Origin of the sequence: Bacillus sp. 22483 (genome assembly GCF_052044605.1) — a bacterium.
Classification (GTDB): Bacteria; Bacillota; Bacilli; order Bacillales; family Bacillaceae; genus Bacillus; species Bacillus altitudinis.
The window spans coordinates 91,808-114,565 of record NZ_JBQENU010000011.1; the positions used below are offsets into that span (position 1 = coordinate 91,808).

Here is a 22,758-nt window from a genome sequence, read left to right on the forward strand (position 1 = left end):
AGTAAAAGTAACGGGTCCGTTGACAAGGAGAAACAATATAATGAGCATATGAATGAGATGACCAATTCGCATACAGATTTGGTCTCTTTTTTTATCCATAAATCAGACACGAAAGGATATTCTTTATCTTCAAATCAGTAATCTATTAAGGAGGATTAAATTTGGAGACACCTCCTTGTAACAGATCATCCATAATGAAAGAACAAAATGAAATAATGATGATCATCAAAAAAGAGGTGCCAGTAGCACTTCTTTTTTATTTTCTCCTCTGAACGGAACCCGTTGTTGTAAAAGTCAAATTTTTTGATATGTCTTTCTGTTATTTATAGATGAAATACACCTCAAATTGAACATTTTTAACCCTCTTCAGTCATGAAAATCATGAAATACGTTTTTGTCAGGCACGTTCCACCATCATACAATATGGTCACTGAAAGGAGTGAACACCCTTGTATGGTATTGAATATTTGGGGCAAGAGCTGCTAGAAGAGGCGTGCCGCATGAGAGCATCTGATGTGCATATTGTTCCGAGAGAAAAGGAAGCTTCAGTCTCTTTTCGTGTAGACGCTGACCTCATTCAGCAGCGGATCATTGACAAAAAGAGCGGAGAGCGGCTCATTGCTCATTTCAAATTTTTATCTTCTATGGATATTGGTGAAAGAAGGAGACCACAAAATGGGTCATTGGCTGTGATGCTAAGACGCGGTCAAGTGTTTGTTCGGCTTTCTACATTACCGACTGTAAATGATGAAAGTTTAGTGATTCGGATTTTACCGCAGGATCATGTGCCGAAAACAAAGTATTTGTCACTGTTCCCGAAGGCTTCAGCGAGATTATTATCGTTTCTGAATCATTCGCATGGGCTTATTTTATTTACTGGACCTACAAATTCAGGGAAAACGACAACACTTTATTCATTGATCCAGTTTGCCAAAAAACATTTTAATCGAAATATTATTACCCTTGAAGATCCTGTGGAAACAAGAAATGAAGAAGTGCTGCAGGTTCAAGTAAATGAAAAAGCTGGTATCACGTATGCGGCAGGTTTACGCGCTATTTTAAGACATGATCCAGATATGATTGTGCTTGGAGAAATAAGAGATGCGGAAACAGCAAGAACAGCTATTAGAGCAGCTCTGACAGGTCATTTAGTCATGAGCACACTGCACGCAAAGAATGCAAAAGGAGCTCTTTATCGAATGCTCGAATTTGGTGTGACGATGAATGAACTCGAACAAACAATGGTTGCCATTGCTGCTCAGCGGTTAATCGAACTCGCATGTCCATTTTGCGGCGAAACGTGTGAGCTTTATTGCAAACTAAATCGACCAGTCAGACGAACAAATGTATTTGAATTGCTTTACGGAAAGGAGCTTGGTGAGTGTATCAAAGAGGCAAAAGGAGAATACGCTCATTCGTCATACGAAACACTGCAAAGATTAATTCGGAAAGGAGTGGCACTCGGCTATTTATCAAAAAGCACATATCATCGCTGGGTTTATGAAGAAGCGAACCTCTAAAGCCTGGTCTAAAAAAGAACAAGTTGAATTCTTATCGAAACTGGCTCAATTGATTCAAGCCGGATATACATTGGTTGATGCACTAACGATGGTGAATATTCAGTTATCAAAAAAACAGCAGCAACGATTAACGCCAGGCATTCAGTGGCTGCTTGAAGGAGAGCCTTTTTACGTTGTGCTTGAGCGACTTCATTTTCAGCGAGAAGCCGTCGCTATTCTTTGTTTTTCAGAGAAACATGGCAGCCTAGCGAGAGCTCTTGAACAAAGCGCCCGTTTTTTAGAGAGAAAAATTATGCAGATAGACACATTCAAGCGCATGTTACGATATCCAATTTTTCTTATGTTTACAGTTTTTGTTGTGCTCATCATTGTTCAGCAAATGATCGTTCCTCAATTTTCTTTATTATATTCATCTATGAATACAAGCATGTCATGGCTCATTCAAGGAATGTTTGGCCTCTTCCAATTCCTACACGCTTTGCTGATCATGATCGGTTGTATATGTATCTGTCTTTTTGGATATTATGAGCTCTTTTTTAAGAAAAAATCAACCCTTGAGAAACTGAAAGTCATCAGCAGGCTGCCGGTGGTATTTAAAGGGGTGCAGCTGATGCATACGTATCTTTTTTCCCTTCAACTAAGCGGACTTCTTCAAGCTGGGTTATCGATTTACGAAAGTTTGCAAGCTTTTAAACAGCAGACCTATTTACCCTTCCTTCAAGAAATGTCTGAACAAATGATAGGAGAGTTAAGAAAAGGTGAGAGTATGGAACATCAAATAAGCCGGTCTCCTTTTTTCGAAAGGCATTTTGCGGCTGTCATTAAGCATGGGGAAGCAAGTGGGATGCTAGCGAGAGAGATGTACACATATAGTCAATTTCTTTTAGAGAATGCAGAATTGAAAATTGAAAAATGGGTTTCATGGCTGCAGCCTGTCATCTATGGCTTAACAGCGTTTCTTATACTCATTGTGTATTTATCTATTCTTTTACCAATGTATCAACTAATGGAACAAGTGTGAAAAGGAGGACTAAGGCATGAATGATAAAGGATTTACACTGTTAGAAATGTTAATTGTCATGCTTGTGATCTCCATTCTTTTATTGATCACCATTCCAAATATCACTCGGCATCATCAAAGCATTCAAGCAAAGGGCTGTGAAGGGCTGAAATCAATGGTGAGTACACAGGTAATGGCATATGAATTAGAGCATGACGGCAAGACGCCATCTTTAGCTGAATTAGAAAAAGAAGGCTATGTCAAAAAAGGATTAACTTGTCCAAATGGAAAGGCAATTTTCATTCAAAACGGGGATGTGAAAAATGAATAAATCGCTTTTCCAGGAGAAAGGATTTACACTCATTGAGCAGCTCTTGATCGTCATGATTTTCTCTATCTTATTATCGATAATAGGTGGAAAAGTGCCCAATATATTAGAAAGTGCTGAAGCAAAAAAGCAAGTGAACTTGCTAAAACAAGATCTTCAATTGGCATCTTATACTGCATTTATTAAAAAAACACGAGTAACTGTTGAGTTTCACCCGCCCAATGTATCTTATCAAGTCATCGAACAGAATAGTGAGCAGATCATTGCTTCTAATCCACACAATAAAGGCACCATCAAGCAATCCACATTTCAAAAAGGCCTTCACTTTAATAAAAACGGACATCCAAATAGCGGCGGTTCTCTCATTGTTCAATTTGGCAGTCAAATATATAAACTCACGATTTACTTAGGGAGCGGGCGGATTCATGTTCAGCAACAATAAAGGATTTAGTACGTTTGAGATGCTCTTTTCTTGCCACCTCTTTCTATTTGCTGCTCTTGTGCTCGTGCCATCCTTTGAAAAACTGACAATTGGGAAAGAAGAATTAAGGGCTAAACTGGAAGCTTATCAAATCTTACATGAGTATATGAATACAGCTTTTATAGAAGGTCAAAATGAATCAAGTACAAAGAAACGAGGCGAGATCACATATGAATTCATTTGGGGTCAGGAGAAGGGATGTGTTTCATACAAAGTACAAAAAAAGAAGACGATTTGCTTTCGACATTTGGAGCGATGAACAAGGCTTTACACTCGCTCAAGCAATATGGCAATTGCAGCTATTTTTGCTGCTTTCTTTTGGCTGCATGTTGCTTTTATCAATTGCTGAAAAAGCTCATCCGTTTGCAGAAATCAACAAATTTTCGCAAATGGAGTGGAAACAAACGGTCCTGCAATTAGAGGAGGAGCTAAATTGTGCTGTCGCTGTAAGAGCGGTGAAAAATGGAATAGCACTGGAGTATATTTCAAATCAAGGGCGAGTGGTGACGATTGAGCCTTATCAAGAGATGCTTCGTAAACGAACGGATCAGGCAGGTCATCTCCCTTTATTACAAAAGGTGAAACAATTCCATGTAAGAACAAAAGAGCAAACCACCACTCTCCAAGTCACAGATGTATTTGGTCAAGTACATGAAGCTGTTTTTTTCACTTACAAAGGAGTGATTCCTAAAACGTGAAAAGAGAAGACGGGTTTATTTATCCCCACGTACTTGCTGTCATTCTTTTATTTTTATTGATTCTAGGATCGATGACCATTGGGTTTCAAAAAGAGTTGAAAAGTGCAGAGCTCGCGATTTCTTTTTATCAAAAACACCAGTTATTTCGTTTAGGTCTAAGTGAAGCTGCAAACAAATTAAATCGTATTTGTGATCAGCCATTGAGCCCAATTGTCACAGAAGAAGGTCGAGTGACGTTGAAGCGAATTGGGTGCGATGACAGAAAAAAGCTAGTCCGCCTCTTGGTTAACATCGAAACAAAGGGTGGTGTAACTGACGAGCGGGAACTAGAGATGAATAAGGAGACAGGAGAAATCAATCAATGGATCAGCACTTATTAGCGAGTGTATAAAACGATACTCTTCTTGGTAACACTTTAAGGAAGAAGAGGTGAGTGTTCGATGAAGACAAATGATTATGTAAAATATATGACGCAGGAAATTATTAAATACATGAATACACCACGTGACGAGCGGAAAGAACATAAACAGGAAAAAATGGAGACAAAACCACCATTTTCTCAGCGTTTATTCGGTGTTCTGCCTTTTGGCTTCTCAATGATGCTAAAAAAACGTCAACGTCATCGACAAAAGTAAAAAGCCGCCAGCAGGCGGTTTTTTAATGCCATTTTAGCTGTATTCTTCGACAACAATGACTTTATTGACCTTGTTCGAGTATGGGTTATAGGAAATGGTGACATATACCCCAAATTCTTTGGCCTGATCTTTCAACGTAATATGATATTGCTTCACGGATTCTTTCTCCCGGTGCCGATCCCACACTTTTTGTTTGAATAAAACATGTGCTAACGGATACCGTTTTTTTGCTTCTTTGACTGCCCTTGTTTCCCATTGATCTGCGGCAGCAGTGATTCCTTTTGCCTCCGCTAGATGGGCGCTTTGGATCGAAGGGCTTAACAGTAAACTGAGCATGATCATGATTCTTCCATATTTCAACTAACATCACCTCACCAATTATTATCCTGACCAAATCCTGCACTTTTATGTAAATTTTTAAGAAGTACAAATGTCACAGAAAAAAATATTGAATATGGCGAAAGAATGAGAAAATGGAAGAATTTTCTCGGTAATGTTCTTGTTTAAGAACAAAATGGACTAATTTGACGTTTTGGATTTTATAGGTAATTCCTTATACTGAGTGTAATCGTTCTTTTTAAAGAACAATTGTTCAAGGAGTTGAAAGAATCAATGAAACAGCCGCTCTTTGTACTATTTTGTGCTATTTGTTTGATTTTCACTTCTTTTTTTATTACGTCTACTAATGCTTCTTTTAACGATGTCGAGCATTCGAATTTTGTCATGAAAACATGTGAAAATTTCGAAGAGACAGATCAGCATTGTCAGCCGAAGAAATGGGATAGAAGCCATTTGAAACTGATCGATCAAACGATCATTGAGGGGACAGTCTGTGCGCCTCAAAAGTTGAGCATGTCACTAAAAAATATTGGACAACCCATCGCGCACTCTGAATGGAAGTGGGAACTGCATAAAGTAGAGAGTGTTCAGATGCCATTACAAGATGGCCATGTTATTGAAAAAGGTGCTATACAGTCCCTCTCATCAGAAGAAACGACGACTATCACGGCAGTTAAAGCAAAAACAAATGGAATCTATGTGTTTAAAATCTATTATCCTAAAGGGTTTGGTGGTTCTGAAAAGCCATTCTTTACGTCTCAACATATGCAGCTTTCGAATTGTCAAGAAAAGGCGTCCTAAGTAGGGGTTGCCTGCTGAATGAAACATGATATGTAAAGGGGAGAAAGGTATGAAAAAGTGGATGAAAATGTCTGGGAGTATTCTTTACGCGCTGGTCTTCACGATGATGATTGTGTGTATTATTGTCGTGTTGTCATCAAGGACAACAGGCGGAGATCCTCAGATCTTTGGTTATGAGTTCAAGCAAGTACTATCTGGATCAATGGAACCGGAATTTTCGACTGGTTCATTGATTGTTGTGAAACATGTCACCTCACCTGAAACACTCAAAAAAGGGGATATTATTACGTTTCAAACGAAGCAAGACCAATCCTTTGTGACTCACCGCATTGTTGGGGTGAAAGGAAAAGGAGTAAATAAAGCCTTTGAGACAAAAGGAGACCACAATATGTATCAAGACGGCACGCTCGTCAAAGCGAATCAAGTGACTGCGCAGTATACGGGCGTGAACATTCCTTATGCAGGAAAGCTTCTTTCGTATGCAGGAACTTCTGCTGGGACCGCTCTTTTGCTCATTATTCCAGGGGTGATGCTACTTGTTTATTCAACCATTCATTTTGTTGGTGCTGCCAAACATCGAAGACATACGGCTGAGTTACATATGTCAGAGGAACAAGCATAAATTTTCGTTTGTAACCTAAATCAGGTTTCAATAAAACAATTTATTAGGGGGTTCAATCATGGCAATGAAAAAATCAATTCGTTTAGGTGTTTTATCGGGAGCGTTAGGTCTTGCTTTAATTGGCGGGGGAACGTGGGCTGCATTTAATGATGTTGAGACGGCAAACGCGGTCTACTCTACAGGAGAGCTGAATCTATCTGCAAAAGAGAATTCCGGCGCCATCAACCTTGCGAACATAAAACCCGGTGACCGTATAAAGAAGGAATTTAATTTTGAAAATAAAGGGTCTCTTGCAATTAATCAAGTGCTGATGAGTCTTGATTATAGCCAGTTTCAAGATGGAACATCAGCGAAAAATGGCGGGAAGAATACAGCTGAAGAATTCCTCAGCCAATTTCAGGTGAGTGTTCTAACGGTTGGAGCCGAAGGTGGGAATGGATACCCGAAAAATATTATTTTAGACCATGCAAACCTGCTTGACCTGCATCTATTAACGTCAAAGCAGGATCAGACCGCATTTGAAAAGCTTCGTCATGCCGTCGATGAGAAGTTTTTACATGAAAGTGGTAAAATTAATGTTGCCACCGTTGATGGATCAACAGCTCCAGAGTATGACGGCATTCCAAAGAATCCGTTTGATTACGATAAAATGGAAATGATCATTGAATTTGTCAATGACCAGACGAAGGATAAAGCGGGTAACTATATCCAAAATAAATACCAAGGCGATGCGATTCAAGTTGATCTTTCCTTCGAAGCGACTCAGTGGAATGGTTTAACGATCAATCCGAAAAAGCATACGGATGAAAAAGGCTACGTGAAAGAAAACGAAAAAGCACACAGCGAAGATAAAAAATAAAGTCAGTCTTTAGACTGATAACAAGATCTGCATAGCAATTGGAGGAGTATGCGCTAAAATATGCGCATTACTCCTCTTCTTGCTTTTTTTTCCAGATTTGATAATCTAAAAATTCACGAAATTGCTTTTTCGAAACCCCTGATGTCATTGCATCTCGAACTAGTTTTTCCCATTCACTATCTAATTGACCATCGTATTCGGTTTCATCATTTTCGTTTAACAGTGTATGAACCGAGACGTCCAGAACAGCGGAGACTTTTTCAAGAAATTGAATGGAGGGGTTTGTTTGCAAGTTTCTTTCTATTGAACTTAAATAAGACTTCGCTACCCCAGCCTTTTCGGCCAGTTCTGATAGTGAGTAGCCTTTTTCATTGCGGTATTGTTTAATACGCTGGCCAATCAATGTCATCACCTTCCTTTCGATATTATAGCACATTCAGAAAGGTTTGATAGAATGACTTCTTGCCATAGGGGGAGACTCAGAGGACTTTTCGCGTGATTTGAGAAAATGACGGACTTCTTCAACTGTTAGTCCCGCTTTGCGCGCTTCGCGTAATAATTGAACCCATTCACTGTCTAATAACTTCGTTTTCTTTTCCATACAAATACCCTCCTAAAATACTGAATCGTGTATTTCAGGCACTTAACGCATGAAATGGAAAAACACAGGTGATAAGACCTCATAGATTGCTTGCGTCATGTTTCCGCCCAATACAAACAGACAAACGTTGCTTTTGATTGATCGAAAATTTGATATCACATGAAAGGGAGGGAGACTCGCTAAGTCAGCCTCCTCTTTTTTGCTGTAAGTAAAAAAGTCCGCCATTTTCAATCGTAAGACTGATTTTTGGTTCGTATAAAGTTTTAAGTGCTTGTCTTTCTATTTCATATTCTACAGATGTGTCTGAAGTCCCTTCATAAAATTGGTTTAAAAGTTCCGAGTCTTCTTTCCACTTTTGAACAGCTCTTACCGCCCAATCATCCGGCTCTTCATTGGCATAACGTTCCATCAGGCTGTAAAGCCGTTTGACGCCGCTCTCTGGCTTAATCATCGTACTCATTGTGAAGCAATAATCAGGAATTTGAGACGATAGCTCACGCGCTTCCAGCTTCTCTTGAAATTGTTCGATGACTTCTCCGCGTATTAGATGAAGTCCAAGAGACAGCAGTTTGTCTTTTTTACGGTCTGCCAGATAGGATATTTTGACATTGAGACCAAGCCACGGCTCCAGTGCGATCTGGCTGTTTGTGAGCGGTCTGACTTTTTCGTACAGCCGAATAAAACGGCCTTGCTGTTTCACAACCTCGAATATTTGGAATAAACGAGGGGAGCCGAAGTGGACAAATTCTCCTTCGACCGAGTCATCAGCTTTTTTTTGATCGGTGATCAAAGTCAATTGCCGCGGCTCAGGTACGCCTCCCGTTTTTTCGAGCCAATGCCAATAAAAAGGGCGGTTCATGATCAATTTATCCATTTCGATTGTCAGCTGTACGGTCAGGTGCCCTGCACTTTCTTCAAGTATGTCGCATTGGTTTGCCTGAAAGAAACGGAGAAGAAATGTGTGAATCTCGCGCTGCTCCATTGGTCAACTCTCCTTTATGAACCTTGCTGTCTTTCTTCTAAAAACGGTGTTTGTGTTTCTGTTAAATAGGAAGCAAATTGGGTTAATTTCTTTTTCATGTCTACGTCAGACTCGTGCTGGAAGAGAATTTGATGCAATTCTGTTTCAGCATCTTGGATATCAATTCGGGTTAAAATATCATCTAGATCGCCAATGACGTTTTCAAACAGCTGAATTTTTTCATATAAAAGTTTTAAAATATGTTCTTCGACTGTCCCGCTGGTTGCCATATTGTAAATGTGGACATCCCGCTCTTGACCGAGCCGGTGAATACGTCCAATTCTTTGTTCCAAGCGCATTGGGTTCCACGGAAGGTCGTAGTTGATGATTTGGTTGCAAAATTGAAGGTTGATCCCCTCGCCGCCTGCTTCTGTTGCGATGAGCACTTGCGCCCGCTCTCTAAATAAATCTTTCATCCAGTCTTTTTTACTCCGTTTAAACCCGCCTCGAAAAGGAACCGAACTGATGCCGTTTTGCTGGAGAAACCATTGTAAATAAATTTGTGTCGCGCGGTATTCAGTGAAGATAATGACTTTTTCATTTAATTGCTGAATGAGTTTAACGACTTCAATTGCTTTAGAATTTTGTTCTACCTGGTTGATTTTCTCCATGATGTGCATCATCGCAGAAGCACCTAGAATGTGTTTTTCCTCTTCTTGCATTTTTTTAATGGTCATATAGACGGCCTCACGACTCGAACAGCATTCTCGTTCTAAGGTCATAATTGAAAACATGTGCTTCGTATAGGAAGGGTTTTCTTTTAACTGACAAATTTCATCATATAGTGCTTGTTCTGTCGGGGAGAAATCAATAGAAATTGTCTTCACATGACGCTTTGACCACTCGATGCCAGTGTCTTGTCTCCGGTTCCGAATCATGACTTTATTGACTAACTGTTTTAGCCGGTCATGGTCTTCAAGTTGAAGGTCTTTTTTGGCAAAGAGGTCTTTAAATTGTGTTTCATTACCTAAATGGCCTGGCTTCAACAGAGAGACGAGATTAAAAATTTCTCCTATCCGATTTTGGATAGGTGTGGCTGTGAGCAGTAGGCAGAACTTTTTATTCAAATTTCTCACAAACTCATAGTTTTTCGTTTTATTGTTTTTCAGTTTGTGTGCTTCATCAATAATGACCATATCGTAGGAGATGGATAAGATCGTGTCTCGATGCGGCTGTCTTTTGGCTGTATCAATTGAGGAAACCACAACATCGCACTGCTCCCACACATAGCTCTTCTTTTGCTCGACAGCATCTATGTAAAATTTCGTCCGCAGTTCTTGTACCCATTGAGACACAAGGGATGCGGGTACGAGAATGAGAATCTTCTTGGCAAGTCCCCGAATCATGTATTCTTTGATAATCAGTCCTGCTTCAACGGTTTTTCCAAGACCCACTTCATCTGCTAAAATGGCTTTCCCATTCATCTCTTCTACGACTCTTCTAGCGACTTCGAGCTGGTGTTTTAAAGGAGTAAATGCAGGCAGGTGCGCAGGTGCTTGCAGTCCTTCAAATGAATCAATGGCTGTCACTTTTTGTACCTGTGCTGCTAAACGGTACATATCCCAATTCGCCCAGGGACCGTCTGCTGTAAGTCGCTTTTGAAATTCACTTGCCCATTTTTGATCAAAGATCGTTTGAATATTCAATGTGACCGCCTGCCTTTCTGATAGAGTGATGATAAAATCGTTCTGTTTTTAAACGCTTCATTTTTTCATAGCGATTTAAAAGATGTTATATATCAATAAAAGCGAACGATAATGAATGATTATTTTAAAAATGTTAATGATTTTTCTGTTGCTCTTCATCCATTTCTAATGGTAGGATGTTGGTAAGTGATCTAGAGAATAAGTCACCCATTTTGATAGTATGTCCAATAAAGGTGAAGAATATGAGCGGATGAAGGTATGGGGAGAGACCTAGCGGTTATTTTGCACTGACAGGCGCCGAAGGAGCAAGCTGAATTGGTTCAGTGAATCTCTCAGGCAAAAGTACTCTTACCGGACGCAACTCTGGAGAGTGTTTGCGCAACGATTTTTAGCAAACCACCAAAGGGGAAAACGCACAATGATGTTGTGCTGTAAACTTTCAGGTGCAAGGACAGAGACTTCTTTTTGATAAAAGGGAGCGCTCTGTCCTTTTTTGCTGTGATTTTTTTCTGAAAATTCAGCTTGTAATGTGCACTGTAAGAAAAAAGGGGGAAACGATTGATGTTGAAACGAACACCGCTTTTTCATGCGTATGAAACGTTTGGCGCAAAAACCATTGACTTCGGGGGCTGGGAATTACCTGTCCAATTTTCTTCCATTAAAGAAGAACATGAAGCTGTTCGAACAAAAGCAGGGCTGTTTGACGTGTCTCACATGGGTGAGGTGGAAGTCACAGGTCAGGGAGCCCTTCCTTTTTTACAAAGGTTATTAACCAATGATCTGTCAAAGCTGACAGACGGTAAGGCACTATATACAGCCATGTGTTATGAAGATGGCGGAACGGTGGATGATCTGCTTGTCTACCAAAAAGAAAAGAACAACTATTTGCTTGTGATCAATGCTTCAAATATTGAAAAAGATGTGGATTGGCTGCTGAAACATCAAGGTGGGGAAGATGTTTCGATTAAAAATGTCTCTGATCAAACCGCCTTGTTAGCCCTTCAAGGACCTCATGCTGCTGACATCATCAAAGATGTTGCGGATGAAGAGGTAACATCACTGAAGCCATTTACGTTTTTATCAAAAGCAATCATTGCGCAAAAAGAGGTGCTTGTCTCAAGAACCGGCTACACAGGAGAAGATGGCTTTGAAATCTACTGCCAGTCAGAAGATGCTGTTCACCTTTGGACCGCTTTATTAGATGCCGGACAGCCGAAAGGACTGATTCCATGTGGACTCGGTGCACGTGACACCTTAAGATTTGAAGCAAGACTCCCGCTTTATGGTCAAGAGCTCACGAAGGATATTTCTCCTTTAGAAGGCGGCATTGGTTTTGCTGTTAAAACGGATAAAGAAGCAGATTTTATCGGAAAAGATGCACTTAAAAAACAAAAAGAAGAAGGACCGAAGCGAAAGCTTGTCGGGATTGAAATGATAGATAAGGGGATTCCGCGGACAGACTATCCAGTCTTCTCAGGAGATAAGCAGATTGGTGTAGTCACAACCGGTACACAATCTCCAACATTAAAGAAAAATATTGGGCTTGCCTTGATTGAAACATCAGAGGCGCAGCTTGGGACAGAAGTGGAAGTGCAAGTTCGTAAAAAACGTCTAAAAGCCAAAATCGTCGCCACACCATTTTATAAAAGAGCCAAATAACGAGGAGGAATAGAGGATGAAGCACAGGTATTTGCCGCAAACAGAGCAAGATCAAAAAGAAATGCTGGATGTCATTGGCGTTCAGTCAATTGATGAGCTTTTCTCAGATATCCCAGAGAAAGTCAGATTCAAAGGTGCGTACAACATCAAAGAAGCCGCATCTGAAACAGAGCTAGTGCGGGAATTGTCTCGTCTTGCTGCAAAAAATAAAGATACAGTGGCCTATGCCTCGTTTTTAGGTGCTGGTGTGTATGATCATTACCAGCCTGTGATTGTCGACCATGTGATTTCACGTTCTGAATTTTATACAGCGTACACACCTTATCAGCCTGAAATTTCTCAAGGTGAATTGCAAGCAATCTTTGAATTTCAAACAATGATTGCTGAGCTGACCGGTATGGATCTTGCCAATTCCTCGATGTATGATGGCGGAACGTCATTAGCTGAAGCAGCGATGCTGGCTGCAGGTCATACAAAGAAGAAAAAGATTGTGGTTTCTGAGACGGTTCATCCTGAATCAAGAGCGGTGCTGAAAACATATGCGAAAGGTCAGCATATTGAAGTCGTCGAGGTACCTGCGCGAAAAGGTCAGACCGATCTAGCTGCATTAGAAGAAGCCGTCTGCGACGAAACAGCAGCGGTCCTTGTACAATACCCAAACTTCTTCGGTGTTGTTGAACCATTAAAGGACATTGAACCGATTGCGCATAAAGGGAAAAGTTTATTCATCGTCTCAAGTAACCCGCTTGCACTTGGTTTACTGACACCACCAGGAAAGCTTGGGGCAGATATTGTCGTTGGTGATGCGCAGCCATTTGGCATTCCAGCTGCATTTGGCGGACCTCATTGTGGATATTTCGCTGTGACGAAAAAATTAATGCGAAAAGTGCCGGGGCGTTTAGTCGGGCAAACAGAAGACGAGAACGGTGTGCGAGGATTTGTGCTGACCCTTCAAGCGCGCGAGCAGCATATCCGAAGAGACAAAGCGACTTCAAATATTTGTTCAAACCAAGCATTAAATGCGTTAGCCGCTTCTGTTGCGATGACGGCGCTTGGGAAAACAGGCATCAAAGACATTGCCTATCAAAACGTACAAAAAGCCCATTATGCCAAGACGCAGGCAGAAAAACATGGGTTACAGGCTGAAATAGAGGGTGCTCATTTTAATGAATTTGTGTTGAAACTGAATGAACCTGTGAAAGAAGCGAATGAGCGATTGCTTAAAAAAGGAATCATCGGCGGATATGACTTGGGACGGGATTATCCAGAGCTTCAGCAGCATATGCTCGTCGCTGTGACAGAACTAAGAACAAAAGAAGAAATTGATACGTTCATCAAGGAATTGGGGGATCGTCATGAATAAACAAGATCAGCCGCTTATTTTTGAATTATCCAAAGAAGGAAGAATTGGTTACAGCCTGCCTGATTTAGACGTACCTGAGGAGAAGCTCCCAGATTTATTTGATGAAGCGTATATCCGCCATGAAGATGCTAAGCTGCCAGAGGTTTCTGAACTGGATATTATGCGTCACTACACAGCATTATCTAGGCGTAATCACGGGGTCGATTCTGGCTTTTATCCCCTAGGCTCTTGTACGATGAAATATAATCCAAAGATTAACGAAAAGGTGGCACGTCTTGCAGGTTTCTCGCATGTGCATCCACTTCAAGAGGCAGACACTGTGCAAGGTGCATTAGAGTTACTTTATGATTTAGGTGACCATTTAGAAGAAATTACAGGAATGGACGCCGTGACATTACAGCCTGCGGCAGGAGCACATGGCGAATGGACGGGGCTCATGATGATTCGTGCATACCATGAAGCAAGAGGAGATCTTAAACGAACAAAAGTCATCGTGCCTGATTCTGCTCATGGAACAAATCCCGCATCTGCAACAGTAGCTGGATTTGAAACGATTACGGTGGCATCTAATGAACATGGGCTTGTCGATTTAGACGACCTGCGCCGTGTTGTCAATGAAGAAACAGCGGCTCTCATGCTCACAAATCCAAATACACTCGGCCTTTTTGAAGAAAATATTTTAGAAATGGCTGAAATCGTCCACGGAGCAGGCGGGAAGCTTTATTATGATGGAGCGAACTTAAATGCTGTATTAAGCAGAGCAAGACCGGGGGATATGGGATTTGATGTGGTTCACTTAAATCTTCATAAAACCTTTACAGGTCCACACGGAGGAGGAGGCCCCGGTTCAGGTCCAGTTGGCGTGAAAAAGGATTTGATTCCATATTTGCCAAAGCCAGTGCTTGTGAAGAAAGAAGGTCGTTATTTCTTTGATTACGATCGTCCAGAATCCATCGGCCGTGTGAAACCGTTCTATGGGAACTTTGGTATCAATGTCAGAGCGTATGCGTATATCCGCTCTATGGGACCAGACGGCTTAAAGGCTGTAACGGATCATGCGGTGTTGAATGCAAACTATATGATGCGCCGCTTATGTGCTCATTATGATTTGCCATTTGACCGTCACTGTAAGCATGAATTTGTCCTTTCAGGTAAACGTCAAAAGAAACTAGGTGTGCGGACGCTTGATATTGCCAAACGATTACTTGATTTTGGCTATCATCCGCCAACGATTTACTTCCCGCTAAATGTAGAGGAATGTATCATGATTGAACCAACTGAAACAGAATCAAAAGAAACCCTTGATGCATTTATTGAAGCGATGATTCAAATTGCAAAAGAAGCGGAAGAGAACCCAGAAATCGTACAGGAAGCACCACATACAACCGTTGTGAAACGAATGGATGAAACAAAGGCTGCACGGAATCCAGTGCTGGTTTTTGAAAGAAAATAAAAAGACTCATGGGGGCATTAGCTCCCAGAGTCTTTTTTGTTAGTTCTTTGTTTTAATGCGGCCGCCCCATTTTTTAAAGCCGCCCTTTAAATTATAAATCTCACGACAGCCATTTTTACGTAACGTTTGAGCAGCCTTTCCGCTTCTCAAATTATTTTGGCAATAGAGATAAACAGGCTTGTCAGGACGTATTTCATTTTTGCGCTGCTTTAATTGTGAAAGGGGAATGTTTCTTGCGCCTAAAATATGTCCACCTTCAAACTCATTTGGTTCTCTCACATCAATGAGTTGGGCTTTGCGGTAACCTTTGATAAATTCTGCTTCCGTCAGCGTTTTCATTATGCGCTGCTGATAAATGTAACTGCCGATGGAATAAAGAACGAAAAGTCCACAAAGTGCGAGGACGATATAGTTGAATATTGGCAATACGACTCGACTCCTTCTTGAGCATCAGCACAGTCACCTGTCTGATGGTACGTTTTAGACAAATACTATTATAGTAAAGCAAAAGAAACTTGTCATCATAAATGGTAAGAATTATTTTCAATTCCTTCCCTATTTGATAGACTGATGAAGAGAGAAAATCGGTGGTCACCACCATTATCTAACATTGACTAAGTAAAAGAGAAGGGATTTTATATGCAAAAAGAGAAATGGTGTTTCATTGATACAGGAAACCAAGACCCTGCCTTTAACATGGCAATGGACGAAGCCTTGCTTTATTGGCATAGCGAGAAGCTGATCCCGCCTGTGATCCGTTTTTATGGTTGGAATCCAGCGACATTATCTGTTGGATATTTTCAACATGTTGAAAAAGAAATCAACATGGAAGCGGTTGAGCGCTATGGTCTTGGATTTGTTCGCAGGCCTACAGGAGGCCGCGGCGTTCTTCATGATCAGGAATTGACTTACAGTGTGATCGTGTCAGAAGAGCACCCAGAGATGCCGGCGACGGTGACAGAGGCATACCGCGTCATTTCAGAAGGGATTTTAGAGGGCTTTAAAGAACTAGGACTCGATGCATATTTTGCCATTCCTCGTACAGAAAAAGAAAAAGAAAGCTTAAAAAATCCAAGATCGTCTGTATGTTTTGATGCGCCTTCATGGTACGAGCTTGTTGTAGAAGGTAGAAAAGTAGCAGGCAGTGCGCAAACAAGACAAAAAGGTGTGATCCTCCAGCATGGCTCGATTTTAATTGATCTTGATGAGGATAAATTGTTTGATTTATTTCTTTATCCAAACGATCGGGTGAGAGAGCGGATGCAGCGCAGCTTTAAAAACAAAGCGGTGGCGATCAATGAAATTTCAGATCGAACATGTACGATAGACGATGCGCGTGTTGCATTTAAACGAGGATTTGAAAAAGGATTAAATATCGAGCTTGTGCCTTATGAGCTGACAGATGAAGAGTTGGCATTTGTTCATCACCTCGCCAAAACGAAATACGCCACAGATGATTGGAATTACAAGCGTTAAGACGAAGGACTCTTCTTGTTTTTTAATGGGCGATGGTGTAGAATTGTTATGATTATTAAGTAAAGGTGCATTTTGGAGGGGTTTTATGACTACACCTAGTATGGAAGATTATATTGAACAAATTTATATGCTGATAGAAGAAAAAGGATATGCAAGAGTATCTGATATTGCAGAAGCCCTCGCTGTCCATCCCTCCTCTGTAACAAAAATGGTTCAGAAGCTAGATAAAGATGAATACCTCATTTATGAGAAATATCGTGGTCTAATTTTAACCCCGAAAGGCAAAAAAATTGGAAAACGTCTCGTATACAGACATGAACTGCTAGAGCAATTTTTAAGAATCATTGGTGTAGATGAAGAGAAAATTTATGATGATGTAGAAGGTATTGAGCATCATCTCAGCTGGAACAGCATTGACCGCATCGGCGACCTCGTCCAATTCTTTGAAGAAAACGATGAGCGATCCGTTCAGCTGAAAGCGATTCAAAAGAAAAATGAACAAACAAATCAAGAATCTTAAGAAAAAGGACACCTGTCGAAGGGTGTCCTTTTAAATTGTTGACAAAGGGGTAAAATGTACTTTATTTTAGCTCTTTGTCTTCTTTTCAGCGTGAAAGAAAACCTTTGCAGTCTAGGAAGGACGAGCATCGGAGCGGAGCGAATTTGACATTCGTGAGCACCGGAGCGCAGGACTGACACCGAATGCGAGGGTTTGTCTACACGCTGAAAGGACACCTGGCGATGGGTGTCCTTTTTGAATATAGTTCTAATGAAAGGCAATTGCTCCTACACTATTAATAGTGTGACAGAAAAGGGGGCTCCTTGATGAAGATAGATGGTGTGTTCTCAGGTGGAGGCATTAAGGGTGCAGCACTTGCAGGCGCCTATGAAGCGCTTGAAGCAAGGGGATTTCAATTTGTCCGTCTCGCTGGAACAAGTGCGGGAGCGATCATTGCTTCACTCATCGCAGCGGGTTTTACGAGTCAGGAGATTCGGGAGCTGTTAGACGAAATGGATGAGCATCAATTGCTTGACCGAAGGTGTCAATTCATCCCGTTTAAAATGCTCAGGTGGGTGTCTATTTATTGGCGTCTTGGTCTTTACAAAGGTGACCGTCTAGAAAAATGGCTGACAGACGTGTTAAAACGAAAAGGCGTCACCGTATTTGGGGATCTGAAAAAAGATACGCTCAAAATCGTCGCTTCTGATTTAACAAATGGCAAAATCCTCGTCCTTCCAGATGACCTTCCTTCCTATGGGTTAAATCCAGAACGGTTTTCTGTTGCCAGGGCCATTCGGATGAGCTGCAGTCTGCCGTATTTTTTCGAACCTGTCAAACTGAGGTCTTCAAAGGGAATTTGTACCATAGTGGATGGCGGAGTGCTCAGCAACTTTCCCATTTGGCTATTTGCAGAAGAGAAAAAAAGACCGTTTGTCGGTGTCACATTAACCCCAAACGAAAAAGAACGCCCTCAACATTCCATCCGCAATGCGTTTGAACTGTTTGGCGCTCTATTTGAAACGATGCGTGGTGCTCATGACGAAAGACATATTGCCACAAAACACGAACGTCATATTATTTTTATCCCTGTAGAACACGTCATTGCCACTGATTTTCATCTCATGACAGAAAAGAAAAAGGCGCTCGTCGATCTAGGCAGACAGAAGGCCGAGCAATTTTTAAAGAGCTGGACATTTTAAAATAAGGCGCGATTTTTCTTTTTGTTTTTCTTGCCTTCAATGACTGTCAAATGTGTTTGGCTTTTCTTTTTGAGAAGGACGGGCTTAGACTTGTGGTCAGTCGGCACGCTTCGCAAATGAGTGACCCGGTTTTTCATCTGGCTTTTCGTTTTTGGTTTAGGCTGCTGGTAGCGACGTTTTGATTGTTTGACTGCTTTACGATAAAGATTTCCTTCTGTTCCAGTTCTTCGATTCATCAGCCATCTAAATAAGAAAAATAGAACCGCTCCAATGATCACAACTGATAGCAGCATCGTAAAGAGTCTGCCTGGATTCGTTGTGAGTAAATACACAAATCCCAAAACACCTAAAGCGAAAATAATGGTAAAAGCAGGATGTACTCGGCGATTCATAACTGTCCACCTCCGAAAGAATTTACCGGATTTATAAACTAGATCACTTGATGAGCAGAATCTGATGCTTGTTTCGCAGATGCTTCCTCTAAACGAAGAAGTTCATTAAAACTTGCAATGGCTACCTCGACTTGATCATCAGAGGGTTCTTTTGTTGTGAGCAATTGCAGCCAAAGGCCAGGATAGCCAAGCACTTTAAGCACTGGCACGTCACGGAGTTTGTTTGTGAGCTGAAGCACTTCAAATGAAATGCCCAGAACAACCGGAATAAGCGCCAAGCGATTCAGAACTCTCACCCACAAAGGATCTGTCGGTACGAGTAAATAGACGAACATGCCGACAATGACAGTGAATAAAATAAAGCTGCTGCCGCATCGATAATGCAGGCGAGATTGGCTTTGGACATTTTCCACTGTGATGTCAAGATTCTGTTCATAGCAGTTTATGACTTTATGTTCTGCCCCATGATATTGAAATACCCTTTTAATTAAAGGGGTCATGGAAATAAAGTAAATATAGCCTAATAACAGGATCAATTTAAAGAATGTTTCCACTGCAATTTGTGCGAAGTTTCCAGAAAACACCGGACGCACAAGTTCGGCTAAAAAGACAGGCACTAAAGTAAAGACAAATTTACTAAAAAGAAGAGAGAGAACTCCGATCACAGCAATGCCAAAGATCATTGATAATTTCGAGCTTTTTTGTTCTTTTTCAAGAGAATGATCTTCAGAAGGATCTAAGTCATAGCGCTCGCTGGAGAAGTTTAAGTGCTTACTGCCGTTTGCGCTTGCTTCAACAAGTGCAGCAACACCCCTGACAAAAGGGATTTTCTTAAGAAAGGCGGTTCGTTTATTGGAGGTCCGGGGAAGCTTTAAAAACTCAATCGACTCATCCTTACGCCGAATCGCTGTCACATAGTTCATTTTACCTCCGAACATGACACCTTCCACAACTGCCTGCCCTCCATATGCTGGAGGTTTTGTTTGATTGGACATATTTCATCAACCTGCCTGTTTCCTGTAATTTACATGCATTTCCTTATACCTTTATTGTACAGGAAAAGAGGGGAAATCACTAGCTCACAGGTCGATTATCTACTAGAATTCTATCTACCTCTTTTTAGCCAGTATACCCTGTTATAAAAATTTTACACTCTCGCACGGAAATCCTTTTTTTTTCATGACATTTTGGACATACTACTTGCTGGAGGTGTTCATATGAAACGTGATGAAAAGAAAAACCAAGAAGAAAAAAATCAATCAGTACAAACGTCTTCAATGGTGGCAAGGGCAGCAGCTACAGGTTTTGTCGGCGGAGTTTTTTGGGGCTTTATCGGATTTCTGACCCATATGTTTCATTTTTCAGAGGTGAGTCCAAATATGCTGTTGCAGCCATTTGTGCTTGGTGAATGGAAAAAAGGCGGACTTGGTACATTTATGAGTATTGTACTTTTAGGGATTTTATCTATTGGAGCAGCCTTTATTTATTATGGACTGCTCAAACGGATCAAAGGTTTTTGGATGGGGCTGATCTATGGCGCGATTTTATGGCTGCTTGTTTTTTATGTATTTAATCCTATATTCCCCGATGTGAAGCAAGTGCAAGATTTGCAGCAAAGCACCATTGTGACGACATTTTGCCTATATATTTTATATGGCATGTTTGTCGGATACAGTATTTCATTTGAATACAATGAATTAACGAGTCAGAAGCTTGCAAGGGCACTCGGGAAAAAGACAGAATAAAGTGTAAATCCACCATTCATATGATAAAATTATTTTTGGAAACGAAAGGTTTCTAAGGAAAAAGAAACAGACATCGATATAGAGTGAATTAGGGTGAAGGAGTGGTCATATGCCTCATTTTCTAGTGCTGAATGGGCCCAACTTAAATAGGCTCGGCAAGAGAGAGCCAGGAGTTTATGGAAGTAAAACATTAACAGATTTAGAAACGGATTTGTTTCAGTTTGCAGAAAGAGCAAATATTCAATTGACGTTCTTTCAATCGAATCACGAGGGAGATTTGGTCGATGCGCTCCATGAAGCAGAAGATCAGTACGATGGCGTCGTGTTTAACCCGGGTGCTTTTACCCACTATAGCTATGCACTGAGAGATGCCATTGCAAGTATTACGTTACCTGTCATCGAAGTACATATCACAAATGTTCATAAGAGAGAGGAATTCCGCCATCATTCGGTTCTTGCTCCAGTATGCCAAGGTCAAATCGTTGGACTTGGTTTAGAAGGATATAAATTGGCGATTCGTTATTTAGTCAGTGAAGGGGGAGCAGTATCATGAAACTTGAAAAACTAAGAAAACTTTTAGCCGAATTAGACATAGATGGTTTAGTGATTACAAGCAGCTTTAATTTACATTATATGACGAGTTTTACTGGATCAGCCGGTCTTGCCATCGTTTCAAAGGATCGAGCCGCCTTTATTACGGATTTTCGTTACACGGAGCAAGCCAAGGATCAAGTAAAGGGCTATGACATCATTGAACATAAAGGAAACATTGTGGAAACTGCTGTCCAAACGGCAAACGAATTTGGGGTGAAACGTCTTGGTTTTGAACAAAACCATATGACATTTGCCACCTACCAGCAGTACTCGGGGAAAGCAAGCGGTATCGAGCTTGTTCCAGTCTCAGAATCAGTTGAAAAGTTGCGCTTGATTAAGTCTAATGAAGAGATTAAGATATTAGAGGAAGCTGCGAAGATTGCAGATCATGCCTTTGATCATATTCTCACGTACATCAAGCCGGGCCTGACAGAAATTGCGGTCATGAACGAGCTTGAATTTTTCATGAGAAAAGAAGGGGCAGAAGGATCTTCATTCGATATGATTGTTGCCTCTGGCGTTCGTTCAAGCCTGCCACACGGGAGAGCGAGCGAAAAGGTGATTGAATCTGGCGACTTGGTGACACTGGATTTCGGTGCCTATTATAAAGGCTATTGTTCAGACATGACAAGAACCATTGCTGTAGGAACACCAAGCGACAAATTAAAGGAAATTTATCATATCGTATTAGAAGCAGAAAACGCTGGTGTGGATAAAATCAAGCCAGGCTTAACAGGAAAAGAAGCTGATCGCATCACACGAGACATCATTGAAAAGTATGGCTACGGTCAATACTTCGGGCATTCGACTGGACATGGGCTTGGTATGGAAGTACATGAAGCACCTGGCCTTTCCTCACGCTCAGATGTCGTGTTAGAAGAGGGAATGGTTGTGACAGTTGAACCAGGCATTTACTTGCCGGATGTCGGCGGCGTGAGAATTGAGGATGATATCGTCCTGACAGCTGACGGCAATAAACGATTGACCCACTCACCGAAAGAACTTATCATATTATGATGGTGAAATGTAGGAGGATGACAAAATGATTTCAGTAAACGATTTTCGTACAGGCCTGACAATTGAAGTGGACGGCGGTATTTGGCGTGTAGTGGATTTCCAACACGTAAAACCAGGAAAAGGCGCAGCGTTTGTCCGTTCGAAACTGCGTAACCTGCGTACAGGTGCGATTCAAGAGAAAACATTCCGTGCAGGTGAAAAAGTAGCGAAAGCTCAAATTGAAACAAAAACAATGCAATATTTATATGCAAATGGCGATCAGCATGTATTCATGGATACAAGCTCATACGAACAACTTGAACTAAGCGAAGCGCAAATCAAAGATGAGCTGAAATATTTGCTTGAAAATATGTCGGTTCAAATCGTCATGTACGGTGATGAAACACTTGGAGTAGAACTTCCAAACACTGTAGAACTTGAAGTAGTAGAAACAGAGCCTGGTATTAAAGGCGATACAACATCAGGTGGATCAAAACCTGCAAAAACAGAAACTGGTTTAATCGTGAACGTTCCTTTCTTTGTGAACCAAGGTGATAAACTAGTGATCAATACATCTGACGGTTCATACGTTTCAAGAGCGTAATGAACGGAGAGAGACTGTAAACCTCGTGTTTACAGTCTCAGCGTGTAGGCAAACCCTCGCATTCTTTGTCAGTCCTGCGTGCTGGTGCTCACGAATGTCAAATTCGCTCCGCGCCAGTACTCGTTCTTCCTAGACTGCAAAGGTTTTCTATCACGCTGAAAAGAAGACAAAGGGATAAAATCAAGTTCATTTTATCCCTTTGTCAACTATCTGAGACTGTAAAC

General features: G+C 41.1%; 29 protein-coding genes and 2 riboswitches. Of the genes, 21 read left to right on the top strand and 8 right to left on the bottom strand.

All coding sequences use genetic code 11. From position 1 onward, the window contains the following. Positions 1-449 precede the first annotated feature (449 nt). Genes comGA through ACTJJQ_RS15540 form a run of 8 tightly spaced genes read left to right on the top strand, consistent with a single transcriptional unit; the run spans position 450 to position 4,662 of the window. Entirely contained in the window at positions 450-1,520 is a 1,071-nt protein-coding gene (gene comGA, locus ACTJJQ_RS15505) for a competence type IV pilus ATPase ComGA (protein WP_024718839.1), read from the top strand. Continuing rightward, positions 1,501-2,541, top strand: a complete 1,041-nt coding sequence (gene comGB / locus ACTJJQ_RS15510; protein ID WP_440600365.1) for a competence type IV pilus assembly protein ComGB — start codon at positions 1,501-1,503, stop codon at positions 2,539-2,541. The genes comGA and comGB overlap by 20 nt, the downstream gene beginning before the upstream one ends. A gap of 16 nt (positions 2,542-2,557) precedes the next feature. Further along, positions 2,558-2,851 carry a competence type IV pilus major pilin ComGC gene (comGC, locus tag ACTJJQ_RS15515; protein WP_008342186.1) on the top strand — a complete coding sequence of 98 codons (294 nt, stop codon included), beginning with the start codon at positions 2,558-2,560 and terminating at the stop codon, positions 2,849-2,851. Then, positions 2,844-3,290 (top strand): competence type IV pilus minor pilin ComGD, encoded by a 447-nt coding sequence (gene comGD, locus ACTJJQ_RS15520; RefSeq protein WP_440600366.1) that lies wholly within the window; start codon positions 2,844-2,846, stop codon positions 3,288-3,290. Before comGC ends, comGD begins: the two co-directional genes overlap by 8 nt. Then, positions 3,274-3,588: a competence type IV pilus minor pilin ComGE gene (comGE, locus tag ACTJJQ_RS15525; protein ID WP_039166034.1), complete on the top strand. Its 315-nt coding sequence runs from the start codon at positions 3,274-3,276 to the stop codon at positions 3,586-3,588. The genes comGD and comGE overlap by 17 nt, the downstream gene beginning before the upstream one ends. Continuing rightward, positions 3,530-4,027 (top strand): competence type IV pilus minor pilin ComGF, encoded by a 498-nt coding sequence (comGF, locus tag ACTJJQ_RS15530; RefSeq protein WP_440600367.1) that lies wholly within the window; start codon positions 3,530-3,532, stop codon positions 4,025-4,027. The genes comGE and comGF overlap by 59 nt, the downstream gene beginning before the upstream one ends. Then, complete coding sequence (locus ACTJJQ_RS15535; RefSeq protein WP_440600368.1) at positions 4,024-4,407, top strand: hypothetical protein; 384 nt, start codon at positions 4,024-4,026, stop codon at positions 4,405-4,407. The genes comGF and ACTJJQ_RS15535 overlap by 4 nt, the downstream gene beginning before the upstream one ends. Positions 4,408-4,467: 60 nt before the next feature. Then, the gene (locus ACTJJQ_RS15540; RefSeq protein ID WP_008342191.1) at positions 4,468-4,662 is read left to right on the top strand and encodes a YqzE family protein; all 195 of its coding nucleotides are present in this window, start codon (positions 4,468-4,470) and stop codon (positions 4,660-4,662) included. Between the two features lie 33 nt (positions 4,663-4,695). On the opposite strand, the gene ACTJJQ_RS15545 is transcribed toward ACTJJQ_RS15540, so the two are convergent. Then, positions 4,696-5,022 carry a DUF3889 domain-containing protein gene (locus ACTJJQ_RS15545; protein WP_017367590.1) on the bottom strand — a complete coding sequence of 109 codons (327 nt, stop codon included), beginning with the start codon at positions 5,020-5,022 and terminating at the stop codon, positions 4,696-4,698. Positions 5,023-5,274: 252 nt separating this feature from the next. Between ACTJJQ_RS15545 and tapA the strand changes: the two genes are divergently transcribed. From tapA to tasA, 3 genes are read left to right on the top strand one after another with little or no spacing between them, the layout of a single operon-like run. Next, positions 5,275-5,802, top strand: a complete 528-nt coding sequence (gene tapA / locus ACTJJQ_RS15550; protein ID WP_440600369.1) for an amyloid fiber anchoring/assembly protein TapA — start codon at positions 5,275-5,277, stop codon at positions 5,800-5,802. A gap of 49 nt (positions 5,803-5,851) precedes the next feature. Then, entirely contained in the window at positions 5,852-6,424 is a 573-nt protein-coding gene (sipW, locus tag ACTJJQ_RS15555) for a signal peptidase I SipW (protein ID WP_017357979.1), read from the top strand. Between the two features lie 58 nt (positions 6,425-6,482). Continuing rightward, complete coding sequence (gene tasA, locus ACTJJQ_RS15560; protein ID WP_008342195.1) at positions 6,483-7,283, top strand: biofilm matrix protein TasA; 801 nt, start codon at positions 6,483-6,485, stop codon at positions 7,281-7,283. A 67-nt stretch (positions 7,284-7,350) separates the two neighbouring features. On the opposite strand, the gene sinR is transcribed toward tasA, so the two are convergent. From sinR to ACTJJQ_RS15580, 4 genes are all read right to left on the bottom strand, one after another. Further along, positions 7,351-7,686, bottom strand: a complete 336-nt coding sequence (gene sinR / locus ACTJJQ_RS15565; protein WP_017357978.1) for a transcriptional regulator SinR — start codon at positions 7,684-7,686, stop codon at positions 7,351-7,353. A 33-nt stretch (positions 7,687-7,719) separates the two neighbouring features. Next, positions 7,720-7,884: an anti-repressor SinI family protein gene (locus ACTJJQ_RS15570; RefSeq protein ID WP_008342197.1), complete on the bottom strand. Its 165-nt coding sequence runs from the start codon at positions 7,882-7,884 to the stop codon at positions 7,720-7,722. A 184-nt stretch (positions 7,885-8,068) separates the two neighbouring features. After that, positions 8,069-8,866 carry a YqhG family protein gene (locus ACTJJQ_RS15575; RefSeq protein WP_007501215.1) on the bottom strand — a complete coding sequence of 266 codons (798 nt, stop codon included), beginning with the start codon at positions 8,864-8,866 and terminating at the stop codon, positions 8,069-8,071. A 14-nt stretch (positions 8,867-8,880) separates the two neighbouring features. Continuing rightward, entirely contained in the window at positions 8,881-10,551 is a 1,671-nt protein-coding gene (locus ACTJJQ_RS15580) for a DEAD/DEAH box helicase (RefSeq protein ID WP_440600370.1), read from the bottom strand. A 250-nt stretch (positions 10,552-10,801) separates the two neighbouring features. Then, a riboswitch (glycine riboswitch) is annotated at positions 10,802-10,909 on the top strand. Between the two features lie 3 nt (positions 10,910-10,912). Next, positions 10,913-11,008, top strand: a riboswitch (glycine riboswitch). A gap of 104 nt (positions 11,009-11,112) precedes the next feature. Here ACTJJQ_RS15580 and gcvT point away from each other — a divergent pair. Genes gcvT through gcvPB form a run of 3 tightly spaced genes read left to right on the top strand, consistent with a single transcriptional unit; the run spans position 11,113 to position 15,026 of the window. Next, the gene (gene gcvT / locus ACTJJQ_RS15585; protein ID WP_057079317.1) at positions 11,113-12,210 is read left to right on the top strand and encodes a glycine cleavage system aminomethyltransferase GcvT; all 1,098 of its coding nucleotides are present in this window, start codon (positions 11,113-11,115) and stop codon (positions 12,208-12,210) included. A gap of 16 nt (positions 12,211-12,226) precedes the next feature. After that, positions 12,227-13,573, top strand: coding sequence for an aminomethyl-transferring glycine dehydrogenase subunit GcvPA (gene gcvPA, locus ACTJJQ_RS15590; RefSeq protein ID WP_345910964.1), 1,347 nt, complete (start codon positions 12,227-12,229; stop codon positions 13,571-13,573). Then, a complete protein-coding gene (gene gcvPB / locus ACTJJQ_RS15595) occupies positions 13,566-15,026 on the top strand; it encodes an aminomethyl-transferring glycine dehydrogenase subunit GcvPB (RefSeq protein ID WP_035390797.1) in 1,461 nt (486 codons plus the stop codon). Before gcvPA ends, gcvPB begins: the two co-directional genes overlap by 8 nt. Before the next feature lie 39 nt (positions 15,027-15,065). Here the strand turns inward: gcvPB and ACTJJQ_RS15600 are convergent, their stop codons facing one another. Beyond that, positions 15,066-15,446, bottom strand: a complete 381-nt coding sequence (locus ACTJJQ_RS15600; RefSeq protein ID WP_110487391.1) for a rhodanese-like domain-containing protein — start codon at positions 15,444-15,446, stop codon at positions 15,066-15,068. Positions 15,447-15,665: 219 nt separating this feature from the next. On the opposite strand from ACTJJQ_RS15600, the gene ACTJJQ_RS15605 reads away from it, so the two are divergent. The 3 genes from ACTJJQ_RS15605 to ACTJJQ_RS15615 all read left to right on the top strand — a co-directional run bounded on the left by ACTJJQ_RS15605 (position 15,666) and on the right by ACTJJQ_RS15615 (position 18,203). Continuing rightward, positions 15,666-16,502, top strand: coding sequence for a lipoate--protein ligase family protein (locus ACTJJQ_RS15605; RefSeq protein ID WP_017357972.1), 837 nt, complete (start codon positions 15,666-15,668; stop codon positions 16,500-16,502). Positions 16,503-16,587: 85 nt separating this feature from the next. Beyond that, the gene (gene mntR, locus ACTJJQ_RS15610; RefSeq protein ID WP_003215946.1) at positions 16,588-17,022 is read left to right on the top strand and encodes a transcriptional regulator MntR; all 435 of its coding nucleotides are present in this window, start codon (positions 16,588-16,590) and stop codon (positions 17,020-17,022) included. 305 nt (positions 17,023-17,327) lie between these two features. Beyond that, the gene (locus ACTJJQ_RS15615) at positions 17,328-18,203 is read left to right on the top strand and encodes a patatin-like phospholipase family protein (RefSeq protein ID WP_041091753.1); all 876 of its coding nucleotides are present in this window, start codon (positions 17,328-17,330) and stop codon (positions 18,201-18,203) included. Here the strand turns inward: ACTJJQ_RS15615 and ACTJJQ_RS15620 are convergent. After that, positions 18,200-18,595 carry an SA1362 family protein gene (locus tag ACTJJQ_RS15620; protein ID WP_024422959.1) on the bottom strand — a complete coding sequence of 132 codons (396 nt, stop codon included), beginning with the start codon at positions 18,593-18,595 and terminating at the stop codon, positions 18,200-18,202. The two genes, ACTJJQ_RS15615 and ACTJJQ_RS15620, sit on opposite strands and share 4 nt — an antisense overlap. 38 nt (positions 18,596-18,633) lie before the next feature. Further along, the gene (locus tag ACTJJQ_RS15625) at positions 18,634-19,590 is read right to left on the bottom strand and encodes a DUF1385 domain-containing protein (RefSeq protein ID WP_017357970.1); all 957 of its coding nucleotides are present in this window, start codon (positions 19,588-19,590) and stop codon (positions 18,634-18,636) included. A 222-nt stretch (positions 19,591-19,812) separates the two neighbouring features. Here ACTJJQ_RS15625 and ACTJJQ_RS15630 point away from each other — a divergent pair, with 222 nt between their 5' ends. The 4 genes from ACTJJQ_RS15630 (at position 19,813) to efp (ending at position 22,534) form a co-directional block, all read left to right on the top strand. Then, positions 19,813-20,340 carry a YqhR family membrane protein gene (locus ACTJJQ_RS15630; protein ID WP_035390792.1) on the top strand — a complete coding sequence of 176 codons (528 nt, stop codon included), beginning with the start codon at positions 19,813-19,815 and terminating at the stop codon, positions 20,338-20,340. A 109-nt stretch (positions 20,341-20,449) separates the two neighbouring features. Next, positions 20,450-20,893, top strand: coding sequence for a type II 3-dehydroquinate dehydratase (gene aroQ / locus ACTJJQ_RS15635; protein ID WP_007501195.1), 444 nt, complete (start codon positions 20,450-20,452; stop codon positions 20,891-20,893). After that, on the top strand, positions 20,890-21,951 hold the full coding sequence (locus ACTJJQ_RS15640) for a M24 family metallopeptidase (RefSeq protein ID WP_007501193.1): 1,062 nt from the start codon (positions 20,890-20,892) through the stop codon (positions 21,949-21,951). The genes aroQ and ACTJJQ_RS15640 overlap by 4 nt, the downstream gene beginning before the upstream one ends. 25 nt (positions 21,952-21,976) lie before the next feature. Continuing rightward, positions 21,977-22,534 carry an elongation factor P gene (gene efp, locus ACTJJQ_RS15645; RefSeq protein ID WP_007501192.1) on the top strand — a complete coding sequence of 186 codons (558 nt, stop codon included), beginning with the start codon at positions 21,977-21,979 and terminating at the stop codon, positions 22,532-22,534. The last annotated feature ends 224 nt before the right edge of the window (positions 22,535-22,758 follow it).